Origin of the sequence: Micromonospora endolithica, assembly GCF_003626595.1 — a bacterium.
Classification (GTDB): domain Bacteria; phylum Actinomycetota; class Actinomycetes; order Mycobacteriales; family Micromonosporaceae; genus Micromonospora; species Micromonospora endolithica.
Map to the genome: position 1 here is coordinate 167,897 of NZ_RBAK01000012.1, position 26,522 is coordinate 194,418.

Here is a 26,522-nt window from a genome sequence, read left to right on the forward strand (position 1 = left end):
CGTCAGTCGTGCCCGTGGCCGGGCGTGCCGTGGTCGTCCGCCGGAGCGGGGGTGCTCGTCGTGGCCGTCGCCGTCGGGCTGGCCGTCGCCGGTGTGCCGGCGTTCACGGTGAACTCGGCGGTACGCACTCGTCCGCCGTGGCGGAAGTCCAGGTAGAGCCGGTACGTGCCGGCCGACGGCACCTCGGCGAGGAAGGTCACCTCCGGGCCGGGCCGGGTCCGCCCGTCCCCGGGACTCCCGTCCGGGTGCACGTGCAGGTACGCCAGGTCGCCCCGGCGCAGCGCCACCAGGTGCCCGTACGCCCCCAGGTAGGGCTCCAGGTCGGTGACCGGCGCGCCGTCCCGGAGCACGGTCAGGGTCAGCGCGGAGGTCTCGCCGGGCCGGAGGTCGCCGGCCAGCGTCACCGTGTAACCGTCGACCGTGGTGGTGGCCGCCGGGGGCGGCAGCGGGCGCTCGGACAACGCGCCGGGGACGGTCACGTCGGCGCCCAGGGTCAGCGGTTGCCCACCGGTGGGGGTGAAGTCGGCGAACGCCCGCCACACTCCCGGCCCGGCCAGCGGGGTGGCCACCCGCCAGGTGCCGTCCGGCGCCATCTCGGGGTGCACGTGCCGGAACCCGGACAGGTCCCGGCGGGCGACGATCAGGTGCATCCGCTTGTCGTGCGCCACGTCGTACGCGGTCACCGGCTGCCCGTCCGGGCCGGTGACCCGGAAGGCGAACTCCCCGGCCGGGGCGTCCACCGGAGCGAAGGTGTAGCCGCGGTCGGAGACGAGCAGCCCGCCCGGCAGGTGGGCCGCGTCGCCAGCGCCGCCGCTGTCCCCGTGACTGCCGCCGGTGTCGCCGTGGCCGGCCCCGGTCTCGCCGTGGCCGTTCTCGGCGGCGGGGACCACGGGGCCGGCGACCTGGCCGACCCCGTACGCCGCGCCGAACACCGCCGCGAGCCCGAGGGCGAAGCCGCTCAGCTTGATCGCCGTGTTCATGGTGCCACCTCAGTTTCCGGGTCCGGTGACCCGTCAGGCGTCGGCGAGGTCGTACCCGGCCTCGTCGACGGCGGCGCGCACGGTGTCGGTGTCCAACGCGTCCGCGCTGGTGACGGTGACCTGACCGGAGGCCAGGTCGACCTGGACGTCACTGACGCCGGGGATGGCGCCCACCTCGCTGCTGACCGCGTTGACGCAGTGCCCACAGGTCATGCCGGTGACCTGGTACGTGCTGGTGACCATCGGAAGCTCCTCTCCACGCCCTCACCATGTCCCAATACCCCTGAGGGGTATCAGCACGACGAACCTAACATACCCCCGAGGGGTACGCTAGACTCGTCGCCATGACCACTCCGCCGCCGACCCCGGTCCGGGGTTACACCGCCAGCAAGGACCAGCTCCTCGCGCGGCTGCGCCGGGTGGAGGGACAGGTCCGCGGGATCGGGAAGATGGTCGACGAGGACCGCTACTGCATCGACGTGCTGACCCAGATCTCCGCCATCCAGGCCGCCCTCGACAAGGTCGCCCTCGGCCTGCTGGACGGGCACGCCCGGCACTGCATGCACGAGGGCGCCGCGGAGGGCCGGGCCGACGAGATGGCCACCGAGATGATGGCGGCCGTGGGCCGCCTGATGAAGCGCGGCTGACCGCACCCCTGCGGTGCCCGCGCCTGCCGGGGGGAGTGGCCGTCCGGCCACTCCCCCCGGAGACAACGCGGGGTGGGGCCGGCCGTCAGAGCCGGCCGAGGATCTTGCGCATCGTGTCGATCTCGGCCTGCTGGGCCGTGATGATCTCCCCCGCCAGGTCCTTGGCGCGCGCGTCGGCCCCCTCGGACAACTGGGCCTGGGCCATCGTCACCGCGCCCTCGTGGTGAGCGATCATCCTGGTGAGGAACTGCCGGTCGAACTCCCGGCCCGACGCCGTCCCCAGCGCCGCCATGTCCGCCTCGGAGATCATCCCGGGCATGCCGTGGTCCATGTGCGGCACCTCGGCGCCGGGCGACGGCACCGGTCGGCCCCACCCGGCGAGCCAACCGCTCATGGTGGCGATCTCCGGCGCCTGCGCCGCCTTGATCTGCGCGGCGAGCCGCTTCACCTCCTGATCTCCGGCACGGGTGACGGCCAGGTCGGCCATCTCCACGGCCTGCTGGTGGTGCGGGATCATCATCTGGGCGAACATGACGTCCGCGTCGTTCACCGTCGACGCGCTCGCCTCCGCCGGGGCGGCGGCCGAGCCGGTGGCGGCGGGCGTGCCGTGGTCCCCACCCGACGAGTGGTCCCCACCGCCGCAGGCGGTCAGGACGGCGAGGGTCGCGGTGACGCCGGCCAGGGCGGCACGGCGCGCGATGGTACGGATGTTCATCGTTGAGCCTCTCGATCTCGGAACGTACGGGACGTGACGGGAGCGCGGGCAGCACCCCGCACCGCGCGGACGTCCTATCTGCGCAGCACCGAGACCGAGGCGAGGAGGAGACCGACCGGGCGCGTCGGCGGCGCCCGGGAAACCGCCGCGGGCCGGCCGACCCGCCCGGCGTCCGGCGCGACCTCCCGCGCGACGGCCCGGAGGAGCATGGCCAGCAGGAGCGACACCCCGAAGGCGCCGAGCACCGCCAGGCAGACACTCCAGCCGGACGTCCCTCCACCGGCACCCGCCGCGGCGAGCAGCCGCTCGTGCCGGCAGCCCTCGGGGCACCCGCCCTGCCCGTGTCCGACCGCCCCGGCGGCGGCGTGCCGCACCTGCGGCGCATCGCCCGCCAGGCCATCGCCGTGACCGCCGGCCGAGCCGCCGGAGCGGTGCCCCGGGGCAGGCGCGGCCCGGTCGTGTCCTGCGGCGTGTGTCTCGTGGCCGAGGGTGTGCATGACGGCCAGGCCGAACAGGGTCCCGACGACCAGCAGCAGCCGGGACCACCGCCTGCCCGTCGTGGTCGCCACCGTCAGCACACGACCACGCTAGCGTCCCGGCGGCGCCACCACGGCCGTGGTGGCGCAACCTGCGTGACAAGGGCGGCGGTGGCTACCATTCGGCCGACGGAGACGAGCCGACCCGGCCCGTCGGCGCCGCCGCGAGAGGAACTCTGAACCGTGCGGCCCGGCGGCACGTACTCGTCTGAGGATTCGTTGGGAGACACGTCATGGGCGCCGACCACACCCGTCCCGGCCCGTCCACCCCGCCCGGGGTGCGACGGATCCTCGTCGCGACGGTCGTCCCCCTCTTCGTGGCCACCGTGATCGCCGCTCTGGTGCTCTGGCCCCGCAGTTCTCCCGACACCGACGCGGGCACCGAGCCGCCCCGCTACCACGGCACCGTCACCCGGGTGGTGAGCGAGGCCTGCCCCCCGACGCCGGAACCGGGCGTCGAGGACGGGCCGTGCGGCCGGGTGACCGTACGGGTCGACGCCGGGCCGGACGCCGGACAACAGGTCGAGACGCCGATCCCCACCGGGCCGGGCGCACCCGCCGTCGAGGCGGGCGACGAGATCATCCTGGTCCAGCTGACCGACCCGGCCGATCCGACGGTCACCGCCTACAACATCGCCGAGCACCAGCGCGGCGCGCCCCTGGTGTGGCTGGTGGCCCTCTTCGCCGTCGCCATCGTCGCGTTCGGGCGGTGGCGTGGGCTGGCCGCGCTCGCCGGCCTCGCGGCGAGCTTCGCCATCCTGCTGACGTTCGTGCTGCCCGGGATCGGCGCCGGACAGTCGCCGCTGCTCGTCGCGATCGTCGGGGCCGCATTGATCATGTTCGTGGTGCTCTACCTGACCCACGGGATCACCGCGCAGACCTCCGTGGCGGTGCTCGGCACCCTGGGCAGCCTGGTGCTCACCGGGGTGCTCGGCACCGTCGCCACCGCCGCCACGCACCTGACCGGGTTCGGCAGCGAGGAGGCCACCACGCTGTCGATGTACCAGGCCGACGTCGACCTGCACGGGCTGCTCCTGGCCGGCATCATCATCGGTTCGCTCGGCGTGCTCGACGACGTGACGGTGACCCAGTCGGCCACGGTCACCGAACTGGCGCACGCCAACCCGGGCCTGAGCCGGGTGCAGCTCTACCGGTCGGCGACCCGGGTCGGCCGCGCGCACATCGCCTCCACGGTGAACACCATCGTGCTGGCGTACGCGGGTGCCTCGCTGCCGGTGCTGCTCCTGCTGACCGCCGACTCGCGGGCGGTGACCCAGATCCTCACCACCGAGTTCCTGGCCCAGGAGATCGTCCGCAGCGCGGTCGCGACCCTGGGCCTGATCGCCGCGGTGCCGCTGACCACCGCCCTGGCGGCCGTGGTGACCACGGCCGGCCGGCGGGGCGGGGCGGCCACCGCCGGCGACGGCCCCACCGAACCGCCGACCCCCCGGCCGGCGGCGGACCGGGCCGAGGCGCTGGAGGCGCTGAGCGCGTCCCGGTCGCCGGACACCACCCCCGCCACCCCCGGCAGGTGGCCCGACCGAGACAGGAGCACGGACACCGCATGGTGAAACTGCGTAGCGTGACGACGCGGGCCCACCCGCCTGATAGTCGCGTCACTGGTCATCGCCTTTGGCTGCGAAATACCTCGTTTGGTCGGCTTCCGGACGTAGATCCCCAGCACGACTGTCGGGTAACCTCGCTGCCGGTCACCGCCGAAGGCGCGCAGCGGCGCCTGCGGTGCCGCCGCCCAATCGCCGCGAGGCGAGCCGGGGACCCAGGTGCGTGGGGTGAATCCGCGAAAGCGGTAGGGACCACTTCCGTCCCGAACCCGTCAGCTAACCCGGTCGGCGGTCGACGGAAGGGAACACTGTGACGGCACCCCTACGCCGCTGGTCGATACCCGTGGTGGCCGTGCTCTCCGCGCTGGCCGTGTTCGCCGGGCCCCTCCCGGCATCGGCCGCGCCGACTCCTCCGAAGCCCTCGGGGCACGACAGCCAGCCCAAGGAACTCGGCGACGTCATCGAGGCGAAGAACCGCGACTTCGTGAAGGCCCGGGCGGCGCTGAAGAAGTCGCAGGAGCGCCAGGACGAGCTGAACGTGGAGCTTCGCGCGTTCCAGGCCGCGCTGAACGCGCTGGCGCCCCAGGTGAACGGGATCGCGGCCCAGTCCTACCGGACCGGACGGATCGGCGCCATGTCCATGCTGCTGGAGGCCCGGACCCCCGACTCGTTCGTGCAGCGCGCCTCGGCCCTGGACGAGCTGAACCTGGTGAACGCCAAGCAGCTCGCCGAGGTCAACGCGGCCAAGGCCCGGGTCGAGCAGGCGAAGCTGGCGCTGGACACCGAGGTCCGGGAACAGACGCGCCTGACCAACGCGATCAACCGGGACCGGGCCGAGGCGAAGAAGGCGCTCAACCTGGTCGGCGGCACCGAGCTGACCGGTGGTCTGGTCGACGCCACCTCGCCGGTGGCCAGGATGGGGCCGGGCCGGACCGCCGACGGCGACTGGAAGTCCTACGATTGCAGCGAGCCCGACCCGACCACCTCCGGCTGCGTGACACCCCGCACGCTGCACATGTACAAGGAGGTCAAGCGGGCCGGCTTCGACCGGTTCGTCGGCTGCCACCGGTCCGGTGGGCCCTACGAGCACCCCAAGGGCCGCGCCTGCGACTGGTCGTTGCAGAACAGCGGCTTCGCGCCGTGGCACAACAACGACACCCGCAGGTACGGCAACGACCTGACCGCCTTCCTGGTCCGCAACGCCGACCGGCTCGGCGTGTACTACGTGATCTGGAACCGGCAGATCTGGTTCCCGGCGACCGGGTGGAGTTCGTACAGCGGCCCGTCGAACCACACCGACCACGTGCACGTGTCGCTGCTCTGACGGCACCCGCACACGGAAGGGCCGCCCCGATCGCGGGGCGGCCCTTCGTGGTAGCGGAAAGGGGTGGTCAGGCGGCGCTCACGGCCGGGACGTCGACCGGGGTGGCCGAAGGGCCGTCCGCCGCCGCCTCGGCCACCGTCCGGACCTCGCCGGCGGTGAGCCGGTACGACATCCCGACCACCGCGCAGCGCCCGGCGTCGACCTCGGCGGCGAGCGCGGCCGAACTGCCCAGCATCGCCTCGACGGTCTGCGCGATGTGGATGTCGACGATCCCGTCGATGTCGACCACCCCGGCGGCCTCGGCCCGGCGCAGGCTGGGCAGCACGCCGTCCACCACGGCACGCAGGTGCCCGCCGGGCGCGGTGCCGGTCGCCGCCGCCGTCCGGGCCGCCTGCACGGCCCCGCAGGAGTCGTGGCCGAGCACCACCACCAGCGGCGTACGCAGGACGGTCACCGCGTACTCGACGCTGCCCAGCACCTCGGCGCCGAGGGTGTGCCCGGCGGTACGCACCACGAAGAGGTCACCGAGGCCCCGGTCGAAGATGATCTCGGCGGCGAGTCGCGAGTCGGAGCAGCCGACCACGACCGCGAACGGGTGCTGCCCGTCGGCGACCGCCGCGCGGTGTCCGGCGTCCTGGTTGGGGTGACGGGGCGCACCGGTCACGAAGCGCCGGTTGCCGGCCTGGAGCTCCGCCAGGGCCTGCTGCGGGCTGATCGGGTCCGGCAGGACGCCGGACCGTTCGGGACGACTCATTCGCTCACCTCGTACTCACGAGACAGACCTGGTCGGACCCCGGCCGACGATGGACGCGGACCGGCATCCACCGTCACACGCAGCACAAGGCACGTCAAGGGATACGTGATCTGCACTTCATACGTCGGCCCGCCGGCGCTCCGTCGGCCGTAGCTCGGGGTTCGGTCGGCGGCCGTCGGGGCGCGATGGGCCGGGCGAAACCCGAGCGCCGGGTCATACGATGGGCAGATGGCGACGACAGGGGAGAACGGGAGCACCCGGAACTGGACCTTCCTCACCAACCACGCGCACGTGCTGCTCGCCATCGCCCGTAACCCGACGGCCCGGCTGCGGGACGTCGCCGACCAGGTCGGTGTCACCGAGCGCGCCGCCCAGGCGATCGTCGCCGACCTGGAGGCGGGCGGCTACCTCTACCGCACCCGGGTGGGCCGGCGGAACGAGTACACGCTGAACCCGGCGGGCCACTTCCGCCACCCGGCGGAGGCCGACCGGCAAGTTGGTGACCTGCTCGCCCTGTTCACCAACGAGCCGGCCGAGAGCGCCGGCCGCCCCTGAACCGCCGGCTCCGCGCGCGGGGCGGCACCCGGCCGCCGCCGGTACGGCGGTAGTCTCACCGCGTGCGCGAGAGCTTCGGACCGGGCGCGACCGGACCCGTTCGCCGTGCCGGACGGCGGCTCGGGACGGTCCTCTGTGCGGCGGTGACGGTTGTCCTCGGCGGCACGGTCGTCGCACCGGTCCCGGCCGCCGCGGCGCCCCGGTGCGGTCCGCCGGGCGAGGCCGCCCCCACCGGTACGCCGTGGTCGCTGCGCCGCCTGGAACCGGCGTCGGCCTGGCGCCTGTCCCGGGGTGCCGGCGTCACCGTCGCCGTGATCGACTCGGGCGTCTCCGCCATCCACCCGAGCCTGCGCGGCCGGGTCCTGGAGGGACGGGACTTCAGTGACCTGCCCGAGCAGCAGGGCCGCTGCGACCTGGTGGGGCACGGCACGGTGGTCGCCGGCCTGATCGCCGGCCGCGACGACACCGGCGCACCGTTCAGCGGCATCGCGCCCGACGCCCGGATCCTGCCCGGCCGGGTGCTCGCGGAGTACGGGACCGACCTCGACGACGCGCTCCCGGGCCAGGTGGCCGAGGCCATCCGCTGGGCGGTGTCGGAGGAAGCCGACGTGATCAACCTGTCCCTGGTCACCCTGGACCGACCGGAACTGGCCGAGGCCGTCCGCGACGCGCTCGACGCGGGTGTCGTCCTGGTCGCCGCGGCCGGCAACCGGCAGCAGGACCAGCAGGACCTGCCGGCGTACCCGGCCGCGTACCCCGGAGTGATCGCGGTCGCGGGCGTCGACGAGCAGGGCGCCCACGTGGAGACCTCGGTCAGTGGCGAGTACGTCGACCTGGCCGCCCCCGGACTGAACCTGATCGGTCCCGCCCCCGGGGGCGACGGCTACCTCGCCGAGCCCCAGGGCGGGACCAGCTTCGCCGCCGCGTACGTCTCCGGGGTGGTCGCCCTGGTCCGCGCCGCGCACCCCGACCTCACCCCGGAACAGATCACCGACCGGCTCATCCGCACCGCCGACGCCCCACCGTCGGGTCTGGACCCGCAGGTCGGGCACGGAGTGGTGAACCCGTACCGGGCGGTGGCCGACCTGCTCGGCACGCGCGCCGACCCGCCGGCGGGCGCGCTCCCCGCCCCGCCCGCGCCGACCGACCCGCTCGCCGATGAGCGCGCCGTGGCGCTCTGGGCCGCCGCGGTGGGCGCGCTGCTGGCCGGCGTACTCCTCGTGGTCAAGCCGATCCTGGCCCGGGGGCGCCGTCGGGGCTGGCGACCCGGCCGTCGGCCGACCGGCGTCACCTCGACGCCGGCCACCTGACCAGCCGGAACCCATCCACCCCGACCCGACGGACGCCGAGCCACCCGACGCCGAGCCATCGGAGCATCCGGGCACCGACCGCCGGCCCCGCGGTCGCCGGTGCACCGAGGCGTGCGCTCACCAAGTGACGCAGGGGCTGCGCCGGGGGGCGCCGGTCAGGCTTCGAGCAGCGCCCCCGCTCGGTCAGCGCAGCACGCCGGGTGCGGCGTCGCCGTCGGCACCCCAGACGTCCTCGTCCTCCTCCAGCCAGGTGTTGCGTGGGGTCTGGTCCTCGCGGTAGCCGGCCCCGCCCATCGGGCCCATCCCGGCGACACCGGCGGCACCTCGGGCGGCCCCGCCGGCACCCCGTGCGCCCGCGCCGGAGCCACCCGCACCACCGACACCCGCACCGCCGCCGCGCGCACCTGCCGCACCGGCGCCGAGGGCACCCGACCGGCCGGAGCCACGACCGGCGCCAGCGCCGGCGCCGGCCACGCCGCCCACCCCGGGCACCAGGCCGCCGCCACCCGCGCCGAGCTTGCCGGCGCCACCGAGCGCGCCACCGCCCCGGCCGCCACCGCCCCGGCCGGCGCCGGCCATGCCACCGCCCATCATCGGCGGCAGCGTCGGCGAGACCGGGCGACCGAGCGCGCCGCCGCCGGGAATCATCCCGCCCCCGGCGCCGGCGAGGCCGGCGCCACCGGCACCGCCCAGGCCACCGCCGAGCCCACCACCGGCACCGGGGACACCGCCGCCGGACAGTCCACCGCCACCGAACCCGCCGCCGAGCCCGGTCGTCGGGGCGGCGGCACCGGCCAGGCCGCTGCCGTAGTCCTCGGCCAGGCTGGCGCCGGTGCCGCCGTAACCGTTGCCCCCGCCGAGGGAGCCGGTGCTCGGCACGTAGCCGCTGCCGCCTCCCGTGCCGTAACCGCCGGAACTGAGGTCCGGGTGGACGCCGGAACCGAGGCCCGCGCCGGCGCCCGAGCCGGTACCGGGCAGCCCGCCGGCGGTCACCGAGGGCACACCGCCACCGATGCCACCAGTGGAGGGTGCACCACCACCCAGCGAGGGCGCGCCGCCCAACCCACTGGCACCGGGCCCACCGTTCAGATCCGGGATCGTCGGCGTGTTCTCTAGGCCAGAATGTGGTCCCGGACCCGCGGGCGCCCGCATGTCGCCCTCCATGAACTGCGCGTCGACCTTGTCGTAGGCCTCGCGGGCGGCTTCGGTGTTGTCGAACACGAACTCGGAGAGCCAGTCGCCGAACTTGCCGATTTGCTCCACCGGCCAACTGCCCATCCAGTCGGCCTTCAGGCTCGCCTCGAAGAGACCGGTTTCGAGGGTGATCTCACCGTTGCGGGCGGCGAGCACGTCACCGACGGCGGAGGCCGGCACCGGCATCGCCACCTGCGCCTCCTCCAGGTGCCGGGCGGCGGTTTCTAGCACGGTCACGATGCCCTCCCGGCCGTCGCCCGGCCGGTCGACGGCCGTCACGACGGCTTCGACCTCCTTGGCGAGACCCTCGATCCGGCTCCGGAAGGCGTCGTAGGCCGGGCCCTTCCAGGCGGCGCCGAGGTCCTTCGCGTTCTGCGCCAGGCTCTCCTGCACCTGGCCCAGGTTCCGGATCAGCTCCTGCCAGCCGAGGGCCGCGTCGCCGATGCCCGCGGGACGGCCCTGCACGAGCACCTCGCGGGCCATCTGCTCCCAGCTCTTGCCGCTCATCGTTGGCCTCCGTCCGTCGCCCCGCCGCCCCGGGCGGCGTTGGTGAACGCCTGCTGCATCTCCGTCGCCGACATGGCGTTGGCCTGCTCGGCGGTCTGGTAGTTGCTCTTGACCGTGCCCAGCGCCCGGGCCGCGGCGTAGAGGCTGTCCGAGAGGCTCTTCAACTTCTGCTCGGTGCTGCTGTGCAGCACCGAGTGGGTCTGGGTGAGCTTCTGCGCGTACGGGAAGCCGCCCAGGACGCTGGCCGTCGGGTCGTCCCCGCCCAGCCGCTCCTTGATCACCGCCATGTCGTACGAGAGCCGTCGCAGGTACTGGGCGTGCGTCTCCAGCCAGTCGATGGCCGAGTCGAGGCTGCTGGCGTCCCATTCGGTCTCGACGCCCCGCGCGTTCGGCCCGGCGACCAGTTCGCTCGGCGTGCGGGCCTGGCTCAGGCCCACGTCGTCGTGCCGGACGCCGTACCGGAACGGGCTGTCCAGCACGGTCGGAAAGACCCCGGCCGGGCCGACCGTCGGTGGCAGCACCACCGGGATCGGCACCGACTTCTCGATCTGGTCGGGACCGGTCGTGTCCTCGCTCATTCCTGTCCTCCCCGTGGCACCGGGCCGATGTCACTCACTGCGGTATGTGTCGGGTCGTCCGGACGGTCCGGCGTGCGGTTGTTGCGGCGACTGCGGACCGGGCCGGCCCTGCGGCGGCGGCTGCCCGGAACCGCCGGCCGGTGGCGGCCAGCCCTGCGGCGGTGGACCGGACCAGCCTTGCGGTGCCGCCTGCCCGGAACCAACGGGCGGTGCCGGCGGCCAGCCCTGCGGCGGCGGGCCGGGACGTCCCGGCGGCGGTGCACCCGGTGCGCCGGGCCAGCCCGGTGGCGGCGGGGTCGGGCCCGCCGGCCAGCCGGCGGCCGGCGGACGGGTCGGGCCGGCCGGCCACCCCGGCGGCGGCGGGCCGGGCGGCGGGAAGACGTTCGCGGGTTGAAGGCCCGGCGGATGGGGACCGGGCGGCGGCACCGGACCGGTGCGGGTCCGGCGGCGCGACCGGCGCCGGGCCACCACCAGCAGCACCACCGCGGCGACCACGGCCAACAGACAGATCAGCCCGACCGCGGCCAGGCCGACCGGGTTCTTGACCTTGATGGCGACGGCGGGTCCGTCGTCGCCGGCGTCCGCGGTCTTTCCCGCCCCGGACGGTGCCGGGGCCGGGCTCGCCGCAGCGACCAACGGGTTCGCCTCGACCGGCGCCACCCGGGCGGTCAGCGCGCTCAGCACGTCCACCGAGCCGAAGCCGAACTGCGGGTCGCGGCCGGCGGGGCCCTGGTCGCGGACGGTGCGGATCAGCCGGTTGACGACGTTCGCCGCGTTGTCGTCGGGATAGCGGGCCCGGATCAGCGCCACCACTCCGGAGATGACCGCCGCCGCGCCACTGGTGCCGTCCGCGACGGCGTAGCCGTTGGGCGAGAGGGCCGGCGGCGCCGCGGCGATCACACCCGCGCCGGGGGCCGCGATCGCCACCGCCGGCCCGGTCGCCGACCCCGTCCACATCCGACCCGACCGGTCGGTGGCCGACACGGCGACGACACCGGGCAGTCGGGCGGGTGAGACGACGTCCCGCCCGCTCTGCAGGACGTTGCCCGCCGAGCCCACCAGGACCACGTCCTTGCTCTGGGCATAGCGGACCGCCTCGACGGTGTCCGGGTCGTCCGGCAGGTTGGTGTATTTGACGCCGATCGAGAGGTTGATAACCGTGGCACCGTTGTCCGTCGCCCACCGGATGCCCGCGGCCATGTCGCCACGGGAGTCCTCTGCGCCCAGACTCACCGGGAGGATCTTCGCCTCCGGGGCGATGCCGAGACTGCGCATCTCTCCGCCGCCACGGCCGGCGATGATGCCCGCCATGGCGGTGCCGTGGCCCTTCTCCCGGTCCGGGTCGGTGCGCCCGTCCCGGGCCGCGTTCGGTCCGACGCCGTGGCCGGCGAGCACCTGTCCGCGCAGGTCCTGGTGCGCGGCGTGCACCCCGCTGTCGACCACCGCCACGGTGACCCCGCGACCGCGGGTGATCTTGTGAGCCTGGGAGATCTTCAGCGCGTCGAGATGCCACTGGAGTTCGCGTACCGTGTCGGCGGCGGCCGGGGTGGGCGCGACGAACACCCCCGAGCCCAACATGGTCCCGGCGGCGAGGGCCGCGACGGCCCGCCTCCAGATCGGTCGGCTGCGCCTGCGTTCGGTCATCGCACTCCCCGGACCTCGACACTCGCTACGCGGTGCGGCTCCGGCCCGGCCGAGCCGGACCGGAGCCGCCGGAGCGATCGTGTCAGCCCCACACCTGGGCGTTGCTCATCTCGGTGCTGACGTAGTTCTCGCGGGCGATGCCCACCGCGCCACCGATGTCGTTCAGGATCTTGTTGATGTCCCGCACGGCCGCGTCCCACTGGGCCTGGTGCTGCTCGTACGCGGCACGGTCCTGACCGTCCCACTGCAGCTTCGCGAGCATGGACCGCAGCGTGTCCAGCTTCTCGTCGATGGTCCGCGAGATGGCCAGCATCTGCTGGTTGCTGCTCTCGAGAACCGCGTAGTCGACCTTGATGCTCATGAGTTCCTCCCCTGCGTGTGTCGGCGGATCACGGGTTGAGTGCAGAGTGGAACTTGTCCAGCATCTGCTGCTGCTCCTCGTCGTTGACCTGGTGCGTGGTCCCCGACTTGTCGAGCAGGTCGGCGATGTTGTCCATCGCCGTCAGCAGCTTGGCCGTGTCCTCGTTCCAGCGCACCATGAGCGACTGGAAACCGGTGGACGCCTGCCCCTTCCAGGCGATGGCCAGGTCGTCGACCACATTCCACAGCTTCTTCAGCTCACCGTCGACCTCGCCGCGCGTGGACCGCACGTCACTCGCGGCGGTATGCAGAGTCGCTGCTTCGACCTCGAACGCCATGCTCACACCCTTCCGTCCCGTTGTGGCGGCGGATCCGCCGCGCTCCTCCCCCGCGGTGGGCACACAACCCCACCGTCGGACAGTCAGCATGACGGTAGCCGAAAGCCGCAACTGGCCGCAGCCCCGCCGGTACGCAGTGACGCCGTGAACCGATCCGGACCGCCGTCCCGCCGGTCCACTCAGGCCGGTGGGGGGACGAACAGCACCGCGGGTCGGCGACATGCCCGGTCCGGCCGCCCGGACCTCCCGTTCGGAGGGCGGTCACACCGGCTCCGACCACGCCGTCTGGATGAGCTGCTGGCCGTCGCGCCGCCGCACCAGGGTGCCCCGACCGGGCGGCTGCGGGCTCGGCCGCAGGGTGCCGAAGACGGCACCCTCCTCCCGGCTGCCGGACATCAGCAGGCCCGGCGAGTCCAGCTCACGCAGCCGTTGCAGCACCGGCTCGTAGAGCGCCCGCGCGACACCACCGACCCGGCGGGTGACGATCAGGTGCAGGCCGATGTCGCGGGCCTGCGGCAGCAGCTCCAGCAGGGCGCTGAGCGGGTTGGACCCACCGGAGGCGACCAGGTCGTAGTCGTCGACCAGGATGTAGAGGTCCGGGCCCTTCCACCAGCTGCGGTCGCGCAGCTGCGCGGTGGTGACGTCCGGGCCGGGCAACCGGTTGGACAGCGCGCTGCGGATCGAGGCCAGCCCCTTCGCGAAGGCCTGGTTCGACGGCGCGTAGTCGAGCAGGTGGTCGCCCTCCACCACGCCGAGCAGGCCACGCCGGTAGTCGGCGATGACCAGCCGCGCCTGGGCCGGGGTGTAGCGCTCGATGATCCCCCGGGCGATCAGCCGCAGCACGTTGGTCTTGCCGCACTCGGCGTCGCCGAAGACCGTCAGGTGCGGCTCGTTGGCCAGGTCGAGGTGGACCGGGGCGAGCGCCGCCTCGTTGACGCCGATCGGCACGCCCGGCGCGGACCGGTCGATGATCCGGGCCAGCTCGGCGACCGGCAGCTTGCGGGGCAGCAGACGTACCTTCGGGGCCGGCCGCCCCGGCCAGGCACCCGCGACGTGCCGCGCCAGGGCGACCGACGCCTCGGTCAGGTCCTCGATGTCCCGCCGGCCGTCGACCCGCGAGATCGCGGTGAGGAAGTGCAGCTTGTCGCGGGTCAGCCCACGACCGGGCGAGCCGGTCGGGACGTTCGCCGCGGCCCGCCGGTCGATCTCCGACTCGTTCGGGTCGCCGAGCCGCAGCTCCAGCTTCGTGCCGAGCAGGTCCCGCATGTTGATCCGGACCTCCGCCCACCGGACGGCGGTCAGCACCACGTGTACGCCGAAACCCAGGCCCCGGTTGGCCAGGTTGGTGATGGTCTGCTCCAGCTCCTCGTACTCCTGGCGCAGGGTGTTCCACCCGTCCACCACCAGGAACACGTCGCCGAACGGATCGTCGGCGAACTCGCCGGCCGCCCGGCGGCGCCGGTAGCTGGCCACCGAGTCGATGCCGTGCTGGGCGAAGCGGGTCTCCCGCTCGTCGAGCACGGCGACCACCTCGGCGACGGTACGCCGGACCGCCTCGGTGTCCCGGCGGCCGGCCACACCGGCGGTGTGCGGCAGCCCGTCCAGGCTGCGCAGCGCGCCGCCACCGAAGTCGAGACAGAAGAACTGCACCTCACGCGGGGTGTGGGTGAGCGCCAGCGAGGCCAGCAGCGAGCGGAGCATGGTGCTCTTGCCGCTCAGCGACGCGCCCACGATCACCACGTTGCCGCCCGCCCCGCCCAGCTCCACCAGCATCGCGTCGCGGCGCTGCTCGTACGGGCGGTCCACCATCCCGACCGGCACGGCGAGCTGCCCCCGGCCGGCCCAGTTGGCGGTGCACAGGCCGAACGTCGGGTGCACGGCCAGCGGCGGCAGCAGGTCGGACAGGGCCGGCGGCTCGGACAGCGGCGGCAGCCAGACCTGGTGCGCCGGCCGTCCCTGGCCCCGGATCCGGTCGATCAGCACGTCCAGCATGGCCACCGTCCGGCCCTCGGCCGCCTGCTCCGGCTCCGGTGCGGCGGCCACCGGCAGCTGCGGGTCCTGGACCGGGACCACGTGCACGCCGTACGGCACGATCCGGCGCTGCACCGCCGCCCGGGACGTCGCGGCGACCTGCCCCGGCGGCCGGTACGGCCCGGACACGTACGCGGCCCGGAACCGCAGCATGGTGCTGGTGTCGGTCTTCAGGTAACCGTGGCCGGGCGCGCTCGGCAGTTCGTACGCGTCGGGCACGCCGAGCACGATGCGGCTCTCCACCGCCGAGAAGGTCCGCAGGCCGATCCGGTACGACAGGTGGGTGTCCAGGCCGCGCAGCTTGCCCTCCTCCAGGCGCTGGCTGGCCAGCAGCAGGTGCACGCCGAGCGAGCGGCCGAGCCGGCCGATCATCACGAAGAGGTCGATGAAGTCGGGCTTGGCGGCCAGCAGTTCGCTGAACTCGTCGCAGATGATCAACAGGCTGGGCATCGGCTCCAGCGGCTCGCCGGCCGAGCGGGCCTTCTCGTAGTCGAAGCGGGAGACGTAGTTGCCGGCGGCCCGCAGCACCTCCTGGCGCCGGTTCATCTCCCCGCGGAGGGCGTCGCGCATGCGGTCGACCAGCGGCAGCTCGTCGGCCAGGTTCGTGATCACCGCGCTGGTGTGCGGCAGCGCCTCCAGCGAGGCGAAGGTGGCGCCGCCCTTGAAGTCGACCAGGACGAAGTTGAGTTCCTCCGAGGAGTGGGTGACCGCCAGCGCGCCGACGATGGTCCGCAGCAACTCGCTCTTGCCGGAACCGGTCGCGCCGATCACCAGGCCGTGCGGACCCATGCCCTCGTGCGCGGACTCCTTGAAGTCCAGTTCGACCACGTTGCCGTCGGGCCCCACGCCGAGCGGGATGCGCAGCCGGTCGCGGTGACTGCGGGGTCGCCAGGTCTGCCGTACGTCGACCGTGGCGGCGTCGCCGACGCCGAGCAGGTCGGGCAGTTCCGTGCTGCGGGCCAGCGGCTCCTCGGCGGTGGCCTGCTGCTGGGAGAGGCGGAAGGGCGCGAGCTGCCGGGCCAGCCCCTCGGCGGCGCCGGCGCTGAGCCGGTCCGGGGTGCCCAGCCGGGACGTCGAGGTGCCGCGGACCAGTTCCAGGTCGGTGCCGTCGCCCACGTCCAGGCAGAGCAGCCAACGGCCGGCGTCGCGCGGCACGGTGCCGGACAGGTCGATGACGGTCGCGCCGAGCAGGCCCTGCCCCATCAGTTGGCAGGTGGCCGCCACCTCGCCGCCGTCGATCACCACGACCAGGTGCGCGGCGGTGGTCAACGGCTTCGCCTCCGGGGTGAAGCGGGGCCGGCCGGACAGTTCACCGGCGAGCGCGTCCTCGGCCTCGGCGAGACTCGCGAAGACCAGCCGGCGGGCACCGGCCGCGTCGGCGCGACCGGGGTGGTGGGCGTGCGGCAGCCACTTGATCCAGTCCCAGGCGCCCTGCCGGTCCGGCGCGGCCACCACCACGACCGCCAGGTCGTCCGGGGCGTGGAAGGTGGCGAGCTGACCGAGGGTCGCCCGGACGAGGTCCAGCACCGGTTCCCGGTCACCGCGCAGCACCACCCGGCTGAACGCCCGCACCGACAGGGCGGTCGGTAGTTCCGGCACGCTGGAGTGGGCGCGGACGAACCGCCGCAGCGCGATCGCGCTCATCGGCTCCAGGTCCTCGACCGGTTTGGTCTCCGGCGGGACGATCTCGACGGCGAGGCGCTGCGGGCCGGTGGCGATCCGGGCCTCCCCGAAGTCGTCCTCGGTGACCCGGCGCTCCCACAGCCGCCGGGACGCGGCGATCGACCAGAGCGCGTCCGGCTCCGGGTGCCGCCACGCCATCGCCGCGCGCTGCTGCTCCGCCGCCCGCCGGGTGCGCTTGCGCATCTGTGCGAGGTAACGCATGTAGTCCCGGCGGTCCGCGTTCACCTCGGCCTTGTCGTTGTTGCCGTTGGCCAGCGAGCCGACCGCCATGCCCAGCATCGAGACGCCGAAGAGCCCACCGGCGATGTAGGTCATCATGCCGCCCTGCCGACCGGCGTAGAGGAACGCCATCGCGCCGACCCCGCAGACCATCGGCAGGATCATCAACAGCTGCCCCATCCCGCGCGGTGTGGGCTCGGGCAGCTCGGGCGGCGACTCCAGCAGCAGCTCACCGCGGGGCAGCGCGGGCCCCGGCTGGCGTGGAGGGCGGCGGAACACCACCGTGCTCACGGCTTCTCCTCCCCGTTGGACGGCCGTGCCGACGCTTTCCCGACGACCGCCGTCGTCGGGTGGGCATCGTACGTGCCCGCCATCGTAGGTAATCTCCCGTGGGCGTCGGGGTCCCACCGGACGCCCGCCGGCGGGGGCGGTGGGAAAGAGGCTGAGGAGGCCACTGTGGCGACGAAGACGGCGACCGGTGGACTGAGCCGGATCACCATCGTGGCTCCGCGTACCCGGATGGATCTGGCGTTGCCGTCCGACGTGCCGCTGGCCGACCTGCTTCCGGTACTGCTGCGTTACGCCGGCGAGGACCTGGCCGACGAGGGGGTCCGGCACGGCGGGTGGAGCCTGGCCCGGCTCGGCGGGTCGCCGTTGGACGGTGGCCGTACCGCCGCGCAGCTCGGCGTCCGCGACGGCGAGGTGCTCTACTTCCAACCTCGGGCGGCGTCGGCGCCGGAGATCGTCTTCGACGACGTGGTCGACGCGGTGGCGACCGCCACCAACCAGCGGCCGGACGCCTGGCAGGTGAGCACCACCCGATCCTTCGCGGTGCTCCTCGCCGCCGTGGCGCTCGGCGGCGGCGCGCTGGCCGCGCTGTTCGCCGGACCGCCCCAGCTACCCGGCGCGCTGGCCGCGCTGCTCCTCGCGGTCGCCCTGCTGGTGGGCGCGGCGGTGCTGTCCCGGGCCGCCGCCGACAGCGCCACCGGGTCGGTGCTGGCGCTGGCCGGACTGGCGTACGCCGGAGTCGGTGGTCTGCTGCTGCTCGCCGGCGACCGGGAGCTGACCGCGCTGGCCGCGCCGCACGTGCTGCTGGCCGCCACGGCGGTGGTGGTCGGCGCGGCGGTGGCCGGACTGGCCGTCGGCGACCGTCTGGCGGTCTTCTTCGCCGCGGTCGGTGTGGCCGCCGCCACCGGCCTGGGCGCGCTGCTCTGCCTCGCTTTCGACCTGGACGCGCCGGCCGCCGCGGCGGTGGTGGCGGTGGTGGCGTTCGGGTTCGTGCCGGCCCTGCCGATGGCCTCCTACCGGCTGGCCCGGCTCCCGGTGCCGTCCATCCCGACCGGCCCGGACGACCTGAAGACGGACACCGAGTCGGTGGACGGCCGCCGGGTGCTCCAGCTCAGCGAGCGGGCCGACGAGTTCCTCACCGGTCTGCTGTGGATGGTGTCCTTGCTGGTGCTCGGCGCCCAGGTGGTGTTCGCGCTCGACGGCCGGCTCCCGGCGGTGCTGCTCTGCCTCGTCCTGGCGCTGCTGTCGCTGCTGCGGGCCCGCCCGTTCCTCGGCCGCGCCCAGCGCACCCCGGTGCTGTTCACCGGCACCGCCGGGCTCGGCCTCGCCGCCGCGGCCACGTTCGCCGACGGTTCGGCGGCGGTACGTCTCGGCGCGATCGTCGGCGGTCTGCTGCTGCTGGCCGTGGTGAGCCTGGTCTACGGGCTCACCGTGGCCGGCAAGCGGATCTCCCCGGTCTGGGGCCGGTTGCTGGACATCGTGGAGATCCTGCTGATCATCGCGTTGGTCCCGCTGGCCGTCTGGGTGGTCGGCCTGTACGGCTGGATCGTCAACCTGCGTCCCTGACGCCCTTCAGCGGTCCACCGTGGCCGCCACCGGGGCGGTGGCGTAGACGCCGGGACCGTGCTGGCCGTCCACCGGGCGGGCCGGCGCACCGAACCGGCGGGCCACCTCCCCCACCACCTTGACCAGCGCCTCGACGTGGTTGTCGGTCGCGCCGACGCGCAGCAGCGGCGCGACGATCCGGCCGCCGGGCAGCACCCCGGCGGCCAGCGTGTGCGACGGCGCGGCGGTGGCGGTGACCCCGTCCACCAGTGCGCCGAACGCCGTGTCGGACCGGGCGCGCAGGGCCAGGCAGCGATGTGTCCAGCCGCCGCCCCGCAGGCCCGTCCACGTCTCGGCCGGCGGCATCGCGACGAGATCCAGACCGGTCGCGGAGAGCACCGCCGCGCGCAGTTCGTCGCGGCTGAGCGGGTGGTGCGCCACCCCGGCGGCGGTCAGTGCCTTGCCCAGCCGCCCGACGCCGGTCGACAGGGTCCGGTGCACGCCGGGCAGGCCGCCGCCCCGGGTGACCGTCTCGATCCGCGCGTCGCGTACCGACAGTCGCAGCGCGATCCACACCGTCCGGTGGGCGGCCGGTGCCGCGCCGGGCGCCGGGAACCACACCAGGGTGTGCGCCACCACCTGCACCCGCGTCACCGGCCCGTGGAATTCGCCCAGCACCCGCAGGGCCCGGTCCACCAGCGCGGCCTCGACCGGGCCGGACGGCGCGCCGGACGCCCCGTGCAGGGCCAGCGCGGCGAACCAGCCCTGGTTGTCCTGCCCGATGCCCAGCCGGGTGCCCCGGTCGGTCAGCTCGGTCACGGTCAGCTCCGGGGCCAGCGGCGCGAGCCGGGGGTCGAGAAGCGTACCGGCGGTGGCCGCCCGCTTCGCCCGGTCCCGGCGGCGCCGCAGCCGTCCCCGCAGCAGCAGGTCCTCGTAGAACCAGCGGCCACCGCGCCGGGCGAACACCGCGACCGTGAGCAGGACGGCCGGTGTGGCGACCGCGGCCAGCACCCACACCGGACCGGCGGTGGCCGCCCAGACGGCCAGGGCGCACAGCTCCAACACGACGAGCTGTCCCACCACCAGCGGGCCGAGCCGTCCCCGCCGGCCGGCCGGGTCGGCCGGGCCGGACGCTGTGGTGGCCTTCGGCCGGGGCTCGCCACGGGCCGGCCGACCGGGCGACTGCGCGGGGAGACGACCGGGCGGAGCCTGGACCTTGGTCATCGGTGGCTGTCCCTTCGCAGGCGGTGGAGGCGTCGGGCGGCGGCCGGGTGCGGGCGCTGGTCCCTCCGGTCCGTCGACGGCCCCTTATCGTAGGGAAGCCCGCGGCGCCGGTACGACCTGCTCGCCGCGCACCCACCCCGCCGGAGGTAAGTCATGCGGACCCGCCGCGATCAGGTCCAGGCGTACCGCTTCGTGACCCGCCGCATCGTCTCGGCGCTGCTGTCGGGTGACCCGGAGACCAGCAACCTGCCGATGCGCCGGCTCGGCATGGCGGTCTTCGGCAGCGTCATCGCCGCGGCGGTGGTGCTCGGTGTCGTCGGCGCGTACGGGCAGCTGACCGGCAACACCGCTCCGCTGGAGGAGAACACCCTGGTCATCGAGCGGGAGACCGGGGCGACGTACGTGTTCGTGCAGGGCCGACTGCATCCGACGCTGAACTACGCCTCGGCCCGGTTGGTCCTCGGCGTGGCGGCCCCGGAGGTCCGGACGATGTCCCAGTCGTCGATCCGGGACCGGCCGCGCGGCCGGACGGTGGGCATCGTCGGCGCGCCGGACGCGCTGCCCGACCGGAAGTCGCTCGCCGGCCTGCCGTGGTCGGTCTGCGACGTGCCGGATCCGGCCGACCCGCGCCGCTCGCGTACCCGGGTGGCGATCGACCGGCCGCTGCCCGGCGGGCGTCCGCTGCGCGACCGGGCGGTGCTGGTGCAGGTCGACGGCGAGCGGCACCTGCTCACCGGCGGGGCCCGGCTGCGGGTGGTGGGCGACGACGCGACGCTCGCCGCGCTGCGGTTGGCCGGGGTGACGGCCCTCGGCGTGGGCCAGCAACTGCTCAACGCGGTGCCCGCCGGACCGACGCTGCGGGAGCCCCGGATCGACGACGACGGCGAGCGCGGCGACGTACGCGTCGCGGACGCCCCGACCCGGATCGGCCAGGTGTTCCGGGCCGCCGGCCAGCACTACGTGCTCACCCGGGACGGTCTGGTCGCCATCGGCGAGGTCAGCGCGCTGCTGCTGTTGCGCGACGGCGGCGCGGTCACCGACATCACCCCGCAGCAGGCCGGTCGGATCCTCACCGACGAGCGGGTCGAGGAGCCGGGACTGCCGCAGGTGATGCCCGCCCTGGAGTCGGTGACGCCGGGTACGACCACACTCTGCGCGACCTACCGGGCCGGCGCCGACGGCGGACCGCCCACCACCACGCTGGAGGTGTTCGACCGGGCCCCGGCCGAGTTGACCGCCGACGCCACCGGCCCGGTACCGGTCCGGCAGTCCGCCCGGGACGGTGTCCGCACGGTCGAGGCGGTCCTGCTCCCCGGCGGCAAGGGGGTGCTCGCCCAGGCCGCCCCCGGCGCCGGTGGCAGCGGGGTCGCCGCACCGGGCACCACCGTCTACCTGATCAGCGCCCAGGGGGTCCGCTACCCGCTCGCGCCGGACGCGCAGATCGCGCTCGGCTACGAGGGGGTCGCCCCGCTGGCCGTGCCGCCGTCGCTGCTGGCCCTGGTGCCGACCGGGCCGACGCTGGGCCGCGACGACGCGCTGGCCCACTTCGCACCGCTCGGGCCGGCACCGGGCCCCACACCCACCACCGCCGCGGCGAAGCGGTCGGCGTCGCCGTCACCGTCCATCTCGGACTGACCACCTCGTCCCATCTGCCCGCATCGCCGTCAGCGGGTCGCCGGGCTGGCGGCGGTCGACTAACCTGTGCCTCGCCAACGGTTGTCGGAACGACGTACGGGGATGCTGCCATGACCGGGCGCACGACAGTGGACCTGATGTCCCTCGAGGACTTCCATCGGAGCCTGACCGATCGGCTGGCCGAGGCCGAGCGGGCCCTGCGCAAGCTCAACGCCGAGATGCAGTGCCGGCCGCCGGCTCTCGGGACGTTCACCGACGCGACCGACAACGCCCGCCGCTACTCGGAGATCCACCGGATCTACACCGACCACGTCGTACGGCTGCGCACGGCCGTGCAGGCGGCGCGGGACGCCAGCGCCGCGATCATCGCCAACTACCGCACCACCGAGGCACGGAACACGGCCAACTCCAGCGACATCATCACCGCCCTGGCCGGCGTCGACGCGGTGCTGCCGCCGATCAAGGATGACCACCGTGTCTGATTACGTGCCCAAGTACCAGCCGGTCAGCCACCAGGCGCTCTACGACGGCGTGATGGCCGGCGAGCCGGGCCAGATCGACGGCGTGGCCGCGGACTGGTCCGCCCTCAAGGGCGTCGTCGAGGACCTCGGCCGGCAGCTGAACGCCGACCTGGCCAAGCTCGCCAACACCTGGACCGGCGAAGCGGGGCGGGAGTTCCAGGGTCGGATGGCCCACATCGTCGCCTACACCGAGTCGCTCGGCAGCGGCATGGCCTATGTCGGCCGGGGTCTGACCATGATGGCCGACGACCTGCGTCAGGCCCGCGCGCGGGCGGAGAGCCCCGAGGCCACCGACGACAACGACCAGATGTGGTCCGGTGCCGGCAAGGGCGCGATCTTCGGTCTCGGGGGCGCCGTGGTCGGCGGCTTCCTCGGTCACCAGCAGGACAAGGCCGAGCAGGAGAAGGCACACCAGCGGATGGTCAAGGTCGTCGCCGATCTGGCGGCCGGCTACGACCTCTCCGCGTACGACCATCTGCTCCCGCCGCCGCCGCCGGACCCGGAGACGCCGGGCGGCGTCGGACGGACCGCGTCGACGCCGCTCAGCGGTCCGGGCGCGGACACTCCGACGGGTGCCCCGGCCAGCTCCGGAGGCACCCCCCGCACGGGTGGCCTCACGGTGGCCGCGCCGGACCGTCCCGCCGACGGACCGGGAGGTTCGACCGGCACCAACACCGGCATCGGCCCGGCCGCACCGGGCACCGGCGGTTCCGGCGGTTCCGGCACGGGTGCGGCGGGCCCCGCGCCGGTCGGTGGGGTCAACACGGGCACCTCACTCGCCGGCGCTGATCCACTGGTCGGCGGCGCGCTGCTCGGCGGCGTGGCGGCCGGCGCGCTCGGCCTCGGCCAGCCGGGCACGGCCACCACCGTTCCGGCCGGCACCGGTGCGGGCCTGTCCTTCGGTCCGCCCGTCGGCACCCCGGCCGGCGGTGTGGTGCGCGGCAGTGCGCTCGCCGGATCGACCGGTGGCACCCCCGGTCCGGCGACCCGTCCGGCGACCGGCGCCGCCCCGGTGGACAGCCGATCGGCCACCGGGGTCGGGCGAGGGCTCGACGGTCGCCGGCTCGACGGGGCCGGGCGGGACGCGGCCACCGCACGTCAGGGCATGGCCGGCAACCGGCTCACCGCCGGGGACCGCACGGCGACGGGCGGCGCGTCCGGCGGCCCGGCGGCCGGCGGCAACCGCGGCGTCCCGGGCGGCGGGCCGGGCAGCCGACCGGGCGTCCTGGGCGCCGGTCGGGGCGTGCCCGCCGGCGACGAGCAGACCGGCAGCCACCTGACCTGGCTCACCGAGGACGACATCGTGTGGCGGGGCGACGAACAGGCCGCGCCACCGGTACTCGGCGGCTGACACCTCGACACCACGACGGCCCCACCCGCTGCGGGTGGGGCCGTCGTCGATCCTGCCGGGGCGCGGCCCGGTCAGCAGAAACTGCCGGCGCGGGAGGCGCCGCCATCCTGTCGGGTGATCCGGAAGTCGCAGAGGTCGTAACCGTTGGCGCTCAGCGCGGCCTTCGCGGCGGCGAGCTGGTCGCCGTCCAGCACCGGTCCGCGGGACAGCACGAAGCCGCTGCTGCGGTCCGGGTCGCCGACGACCGCCCAGCGGTAGTCCGGGTCCAACCCGATCACCACGTAGTTGGGTCCGCCGAAGTAGCGCCACTGCCCGGCGAGCTTGAGGAACGACACGGTCAGCGCCGAGTTGGCCGGCGGGTTCTCGCTGCGCGCCCGGCCGGTGATCGCACTGGTGGTGCCGATGATGGTCCGGCAGCTGTTCCGCACCCCGATCGTGCCGTCGGGCTGCACGTCGTACCGTGCCTTGACGTTCTTGAAGCACTGGATCTCGAAGATCGCGGGGATGGCGGCCACCTGGTACCAGTCACCCGCGTACCGCTGGACGTCCACCGCGGCGACCGGGGTGACCGATCCGGTGTCCACGGCTGTCGCGGCGGCGTGGGCCGGCGCTGCGCCCAGCAGGAGGGTGGCGGTGGCGAGACCGGCGACGGCACCCACCACCCGACGGCGTACTTCCATGGTGTCTTCCTCTCTGACGCGTGGACACGGACGCCGCCGACGGAGGGCCGGTGGCCGCCCGGACAGTGCCCGACCACGCCGTCCGGAAACTGTCGGTAATCTCATCTCCGTCGATGCATCTGATAGTGCCGTCGCGGTCGTAAACCAGGCGGGAAACGACTGTCCACAACGCCCACAGTGGCACCGGTCACCGGCGTACCGATGTGCATCGAGCGGCATCCGGCGATAGGTTGGTGCGGTGTCGTCCGTAGCGTCCGTCCACCCGCTCTGGGGGATCACGCTGCGATCACTGCGCGACCTGACCCGCCTGGCGGTGACCGCGGTGGCACTCGCCATCGGGCTGGGCGGCACGACCGTCGCCGTGGCGGCCCCGCCGCCGGCTGCGGCCGTACACCTCGGCGCGACCGGGCCCGTCGCCGCGCTCGGCTCCACCGTCGCCCGGGTCGAGCCGGCCCGCGCCGACCAGCCGGCGCGGACCACGCCGCCGCCGGCCGCGCCGGTCCACGACCTCCGGCCGGCCGCCCCGGTCACGGTTGCCACCTCCGCGCACACCCCGGCCGACGAGCCGGGCCGGGACGCCCTCACCCGGCGCGGCCCGCCCCGCGCCTGACCGTCCGCCGCCGCGGGAGCACGCTCCACGCCCCATCGCGTACGCGCACCGCCCCCGTCCGCCCTCACGGGCCTCACCCGGGCGGCACGGACGGATTCCACCACAGTCGATATCCCGTCATTCGACCGCGAGGTGTTGCAGATGCAGACCGTCCTCTCCGCCGTTCTCCCCGACGTTCCCCGGGCCGCCGTGATCTGGCTCAGCCTGCTCGCCGTCGTCGCCGTGGCCTTCGCCGCACTGCTGGTCCGTCCCGGCCGGTTCCGCTTCGACGCGAGCACCCGGATCCGCCGGGCGGCGATGCCCAGCGACCTGGAGCGGTCACAGGAGGAACGTGAGCTGACCCGGTACGCCGGGGAGGTCGGGGTGGCCGCCGAGCGCGCCGGCGCCACCGCCCAGCGGCTGCGCACCGAGTGGCTGACCGCGCAGGACGAGGTCGAGGCGGCCTGGACCGCGTACGAGGCTGCCGAGGCGGGCGTCCGCCGACTCGCCACCGCCGCCGCGATGCCCCTTCCGCGCACCGCCCGCACTCCCGCCGAGTACGCCGACCGGGAGCGGTACCTGCACCGGGCGGCACTGACCGCGTACTGGCAGCGGGAGCTGTCGGTGGAGCAGCTGAGCGACATCTTCGCCCACCGCGGGTGGGACCCGCGCCGGCACCCGGTCGAGCAGGAACTGATGCTCCGCCAGGCCGTCCGCGACCATCTGTTCGCGCGACACCAGGCCGCGCGGGAGCGCGAGCAGGAGGCCTGGCGGGCCGCCGAGCGCGCCGCCGACGCCGCCCGCAGCCTGCGCCAGGAGGCGTACGCGGCCACCGAACGACGGGTCGAGGAGGATGCCCCGTCGGTGCTGACCCTGCTGGGCGGGCCCGCGTCGGCGATTGAGCAGACCCGGGAGATGCCCGCCCTTCCGACCCGCGAGCGGACCGTGGTGGCCCGGGGCCGCGCCGCCGTTCCGGCGTACTGACGCTCGGCCCGGTGCGACCGCCAACAGGGCGGACCGGACTCCTTCTGGGTTAGCGTGACGGCATGTCCCAGGAGGCGTGGATCCTCGTCGGCGTCGTGGCGGTCGTGACGCTCGTCGGCGCGTTGCTGTTGGCGGTTCGGGTGATCCGTACCCGCCGCCTGCTCGGCACGCTGGGCGTCAGCGGCAAGGTCGCCTTCTACGGCGCCCTGACCTACACGGTGCTGCCGGTGGACCTGCTGCCCGATCCGATCTACCTCGACGACATGGGCGTACTCGCCGTGGCGCTCGTCGTCCTCGGCCGGCTGGTCAAGCGCCGGGCCGCCGCCCGTGAGCCGGAGCAGCCCCCGGTAACGGCGACTCCCGACCGCCACCCCCGCTGACCACCCGCGCGCCCACCCGGCCCTCCCGCGCTCCCTTCGTCTTGCCCGATCTGCGCCTTCCGCGCCGACCGAAACCCGCACGATCGCCGCCTCGGTGGGGGCGTCGATGTGAATCTTGGACAGTTTCTGTTCCGGCGGGACGGTAACTGTCCAAGATCTGCACGCACAGACGCCGCTGGCCGGCACCCGGATCTTCGGGTGCCGGCCAGCGGCCTTTTCGTTCCCCCTTACGAGGAAAGCTTGTCAGTTGTTCCAGTGCTCGGCGACGAGGTCGGCGGCCTGCTGCTCCCACTGGGCGTAGTGATCCGGGTAGGCCGACACCTGCACGGTCTGCGCGGCCTCGGTCAGCGGCATGTCCTGCCACCCGTCGACCTGCTTGAGGCCCTTG

Annotated in this window: 25 protein-coding genes and 1 riboswitch; of the genes, 12 read left to right on the plus strand and 13 right to left on the minus strand. The window is 74.4% G+C overall.

The genetic code is table 11. From position 1 onward, the window contains the following. Positions 1–2: 2 nt before the first annotated feature. Entirely contained in the window at positions 3–980 is a 978-nt protein-coding gene (locus D7223_RS25590; RefSeq protein WP_120730990.1) for a hypothetical protein, read from the minus strand. A 33-nt stretch (positions 981–1,013) separates the two neighbouring features. After that, entirely contained in the window at positions 1,014–1,223 is a 210-nt protein-coding gene (locus tag D7223_RS25595) for a heavy-metal-associated domain-containing protein (RefSeq protein WP_120730991.1), read from the minus strand. 101 nt (positions 1,224–1,324) lie between these two features. On the opposite strand from D7223_RS25595, the gene D7223_RS25600 reads away from it, so the two are divergent. Continuing rightward, entirely contained in the window at positions 1,325–1,627 is a 303-nt protein-coding gene (locus tag D7223_RS25600) for a metal-sensitive transcriptional regulator (protein ID WP_120730992.1), read from the plus strand. 85 nt (positions 1,628–1,712) lie between these two features. On the opposite strand, the gene D7223_RS25605 is transcribed toward D7223_RS25600, so the two are convergent. Next, positions 1,713–2,342: a DUF305 domain-containing protein gene (locus D7223_RS25605; RefSeq protein ID WP_120730993.1), complete on the minus strand. Its 630-nt coding sequence runs from the start codon at positions 2,340–2,342 to the stop codon at positions 1,713–1,715. A 74-nt stretch (positions 2,343–2,416) separates the two neighbouring features. Further along, positions 2,417–2,920: a hypothetical protein gene (locus D7223_RS25610; protein ID WP_120730994.1), complete on the minus strand. Its 504-nt coding sequence runs from the start codon at positions 2,918–2,920 to the stop codon at positions 2,417–2,419. A 191-nt stretch (positions 2,921–3,111) separates the two neighbouring features. Between D7223_RS25610 and D7223_RS25615 the strand changes: the two genes are divergently transcribed. Beyond that, a complete protein-coding gene (locus D7223_RS25615) occupies positions 3,112–4,449 on the plus strand; it encodes a YibE/F family protein (RefSeq protein ID WP_120730995.1) in 1,338 nt (445 codons plus the stop codon). Between the two features lie 166 nt (positions 4,450–4,615). Then, positions 4,616–4,746: riboswitch (cyclic di-AMP (ydaO/yuaA leader) on the plus strand. A 4-nt stretch (positions 4,747–4,750) separates the two neighbouring features. Further along, positions 4,751–5,764: a coiled-coil domain-containing protein gene (locus D7223_RS25620; RefSeq protein WP_120730996.1), complete on the plus strand. Its 1,014-nt coding sequence runs from the start codon at positions 4,751–4,753 to the stop codon at positions 5,762–5,764. A gap of 67 nt (positions 5,765–5,831) precedes the next feature. Here D7223_RS25620 and D7223_RS25625 read toward each other — a convergent pair whose 3' ends face one another. Continuing rightward, the gene (locus D7223_RS25625) at positions 5,832–6,518 is read right to left on the minus strand and encodes a carbonic anhydrase (protein WP_120730997.1); all 687 of its coding nucleotides are present in this window, start codon (positions 6,516–6,518) and stop codon (positions 5,832–5,834) included. Positions 6,519–6,746: 228 nt separating this feature from the next. Between D7223_RS25625 and D7223_RS25630 the strand changes: the two genes are divergently transcribed. Continuing rightward, positions 6,747–7,073 carry a helix-turn-helix transcriptional regulator gene (locus D7223_RS25630; protein WP_120730998.1) on the plus strand — a complete coding sequence of 109 codons (327 nt, stop codon included), beginning with the start codon at positions 6,747–6,749 and terminating at the stop codon, positions 7,071–7,073. 62 nt (positions 7,074–7,135) lie between these two features. Further along, positions 7,136–8,383, plus strand: coding sequence for a type VII secretion-associated serine protease mycosin (mycP, locus tag D7223_RS25635; RefSeq protein WP_238162216.1), 1,248 nt, complete (start codon positions 7,136–7,138; stop codon positions 8,381–8,383). Positions 8,384–8,566: 183 nt separating this feature from the next. On the opposite strand, the gene D7223_RS34025 is transcribed toward mycP, so the two are convergent. The 6 genes from D7223_RS34025 to eccCa all read right to left on the minus strand — a co-directional run bounded on the left by D7223_RS34025 (position 8,567) and on the right by eccCa (position 17,228). Continuing rightward, the gene (locus D7223_RS34025) at positions 8,567–10,084 is read right to left on the minus strand and encodes a WXG100 family type VII secretion target (RefSeq protein WP_120731000.1); all 1,518 of its coding nucleotides are present in this window, start codon (positions 10,082–10,084) and stop codon (positions 8,567–8,569) included. After that, positions 10,081–10,662, minus strand: a complete 582-nt coding sequence (locus tag D7223_RS25645) for a hypothetical protein (RefSeq protein WP_120731001.1) — start codon at positions 10,660–10,662, stop codon at positions 10,081–10,083. Before D7223_RS25645 ends, D7223_RS34025 begins: the two co-directional genes overlap by 4 nt. Before the next feature lie 30 nt (positions 10,663–10,692). Beyond that, positions 10,693–12,306, minus strand: coding sequence for a S8 family serine peptidase (locus D7223_RS34030; RefSeq protein ID WP_120731002.1), 1,614 nt, complete (start codon positions 12,304–12,306; stop codon positions 10,693–10,695). 82 nt (positions 12,307–12,388) lie between these two features. Next, positions 12,389–12,667: a WXG100 family type VII secretion target gene (locus tag D7223_RS25655; RefSeq protein WP_120731003.1), complete on the minus strand. Its 279-nt coding sequence runs from the start codon at positions 12,665–12,667 to the stop codon at positions 12,389–12,391. Between the two features lie 28 nt (positions 12,668–12,695). After that, positions 12,696–13,004 (minus strand): WXG100 family type VII secretion target, encoded by a 309-nt coding sequence (locus D7223_RS25660; RefSeq protein ID WP_120731004.1) that lies wholly within the window; start codon positions 13,002–13,004, stop codon positions 12,696–12,698. A gap of 261 nt (positions 13,005–13,265) precedes the next feature. Continuing rightward, entirely contained in the window at positions 13,266–17,228 is a 3,963-nt protein-coding gene (eccCa, locus tag D7223_RS25665) for a type VII secretion protein EccCa (protein ID WP_120731005.1), read from the minus strand. 165 nt (positions 17,229–17,393) lie between these two features. On the opposite strand from eccCa, the gene eccD reads away from it, so the two are divergent. Continuing rightward, on the plus strand, positions 17,394–18,791 hold the full coding sequence (gene eccD, locus D7223_RS25670) for a type VII secretion integral membrane protein EccD (protein WP_120731006.1): 1,398 nt from the start codon (positions 17,394–17,396) through the stop codon (positions 18,789–18,791). Between the two features lie 6 nt (positions 18,792–18,797). On the opposite strand, the gene D7223_RS25675 is transcribed toward eccD, so the two are convergent. After that, positions 18,798–19,994, minus strand: coding sequence for a type VII secretion protein EccE (locus D7223_RS25675; protein ID WP_120731007.1), 1,197 nt, complete (start codon positions 19,992–19,994; stop codon positions 18,798–18,800). Positions 19,995–20,147: 153 nt separating this feature from the next. On the opposite strand from D7223_RS25675, the gene eccB reads away from it, so the two are divergent. The 3 genes from eccB to D7223_RS25690 all read left to right on the plus strand — a co-directional run bounded on the left by eccB (position 20,148) and on the right by D7223_RS25690 (position 23,501). Then, entirely contained in the window at positions 20,148–21,629 is a 1,482-nt protein-coding gene (gene eccB / locus D7223_RS25680; protein ID WP_120731008.1) for a type VII secretion protein EccB, read from the plus strand. 137 nt (positions 21,630–21,766) lie between these two features. Beyond that, on the plus strand, positions 21,767–22,111 hold the full coding sequence (locus D7223_RS25685; protein ID WP_238162217.1) for a hypothetical protein: 345 nt from the start codon (positions 21,767–21,769) through the stop codon (positions 22,109–22,111). After that, the gene (locus D7223_RS25690; protein WP_120731010.1) at positions 22,104–23,501 is read left to right on the plus strand and encodes a WXG100 family type VII secretion target; all 1,398 of its coding nucleotides are present in this window, start codon (positions 22,104–22,106) and stop codon (positions 23,499–23,501) included. The genes D7223_RS25685 and D7223_RS25690 overlap by 8 nt, the downstream gene beginning before the upstream one ends. 71 nt (positions 23,502–23,572) lie before the next feature. On the opposite strand, the gene D7223_RS25695 is transcribed toward D7223_RS25690, so the two are convergent. Continuing rightward, entirely contained in the window at positions 23,573–24,181 is a 609-nt protein-coding gene (locus D7223_RS25695) for a lipocalin family protein (protein WP_120731011.1), read from the minus strand. Between the two features lie 238 nt (positions 24,182–24,419). On the opposite strand from D7223_RS25695, the gene D7223_RS25700 reads away from it, so the two are divergent. From D7223_RS25700 to D7223_RS25710, 3 genes are all read left to right on the plus strand, one after another. Then, positions 24,420–24,791 carry a hypothetical protein gene (locus D7223_RS25700; protein WP_120731012.1) on the plus strand — a complete coding sequence of 124 codons (372 nt, stop codon included), beginning with the start codon at positions 24,420–24,422 and terminating at the stop codon, positions 24,789–24,791. A gap of 141 nt (positions 24,792–24,932) precedes the next feature. Then, positions 24,933–25,754 (plus strand): hypothetical protein, encoded by an 822-nt coding sequence (locus D7223_RS25705; protein WP_120731013.1) that lies wholly within the window; start codon positions 24,933–24,935, stop codon positions 25,752–25,754. A gap of 62 nt (positions 25,755–25,816) precedes the next feature. After that, complete coding sequence (locus D7223_RS25710; RefSeq protein ID WP_120731014.1) at positions 25,817–26,134, plus strand: DUF1232 domain-containing protein; 318 nt, start codon at positions 25,817–25,819, stop codon at positions 26,132–26,134. Positions 26,135–26,522: the final 388 nt, after the last annotated feature.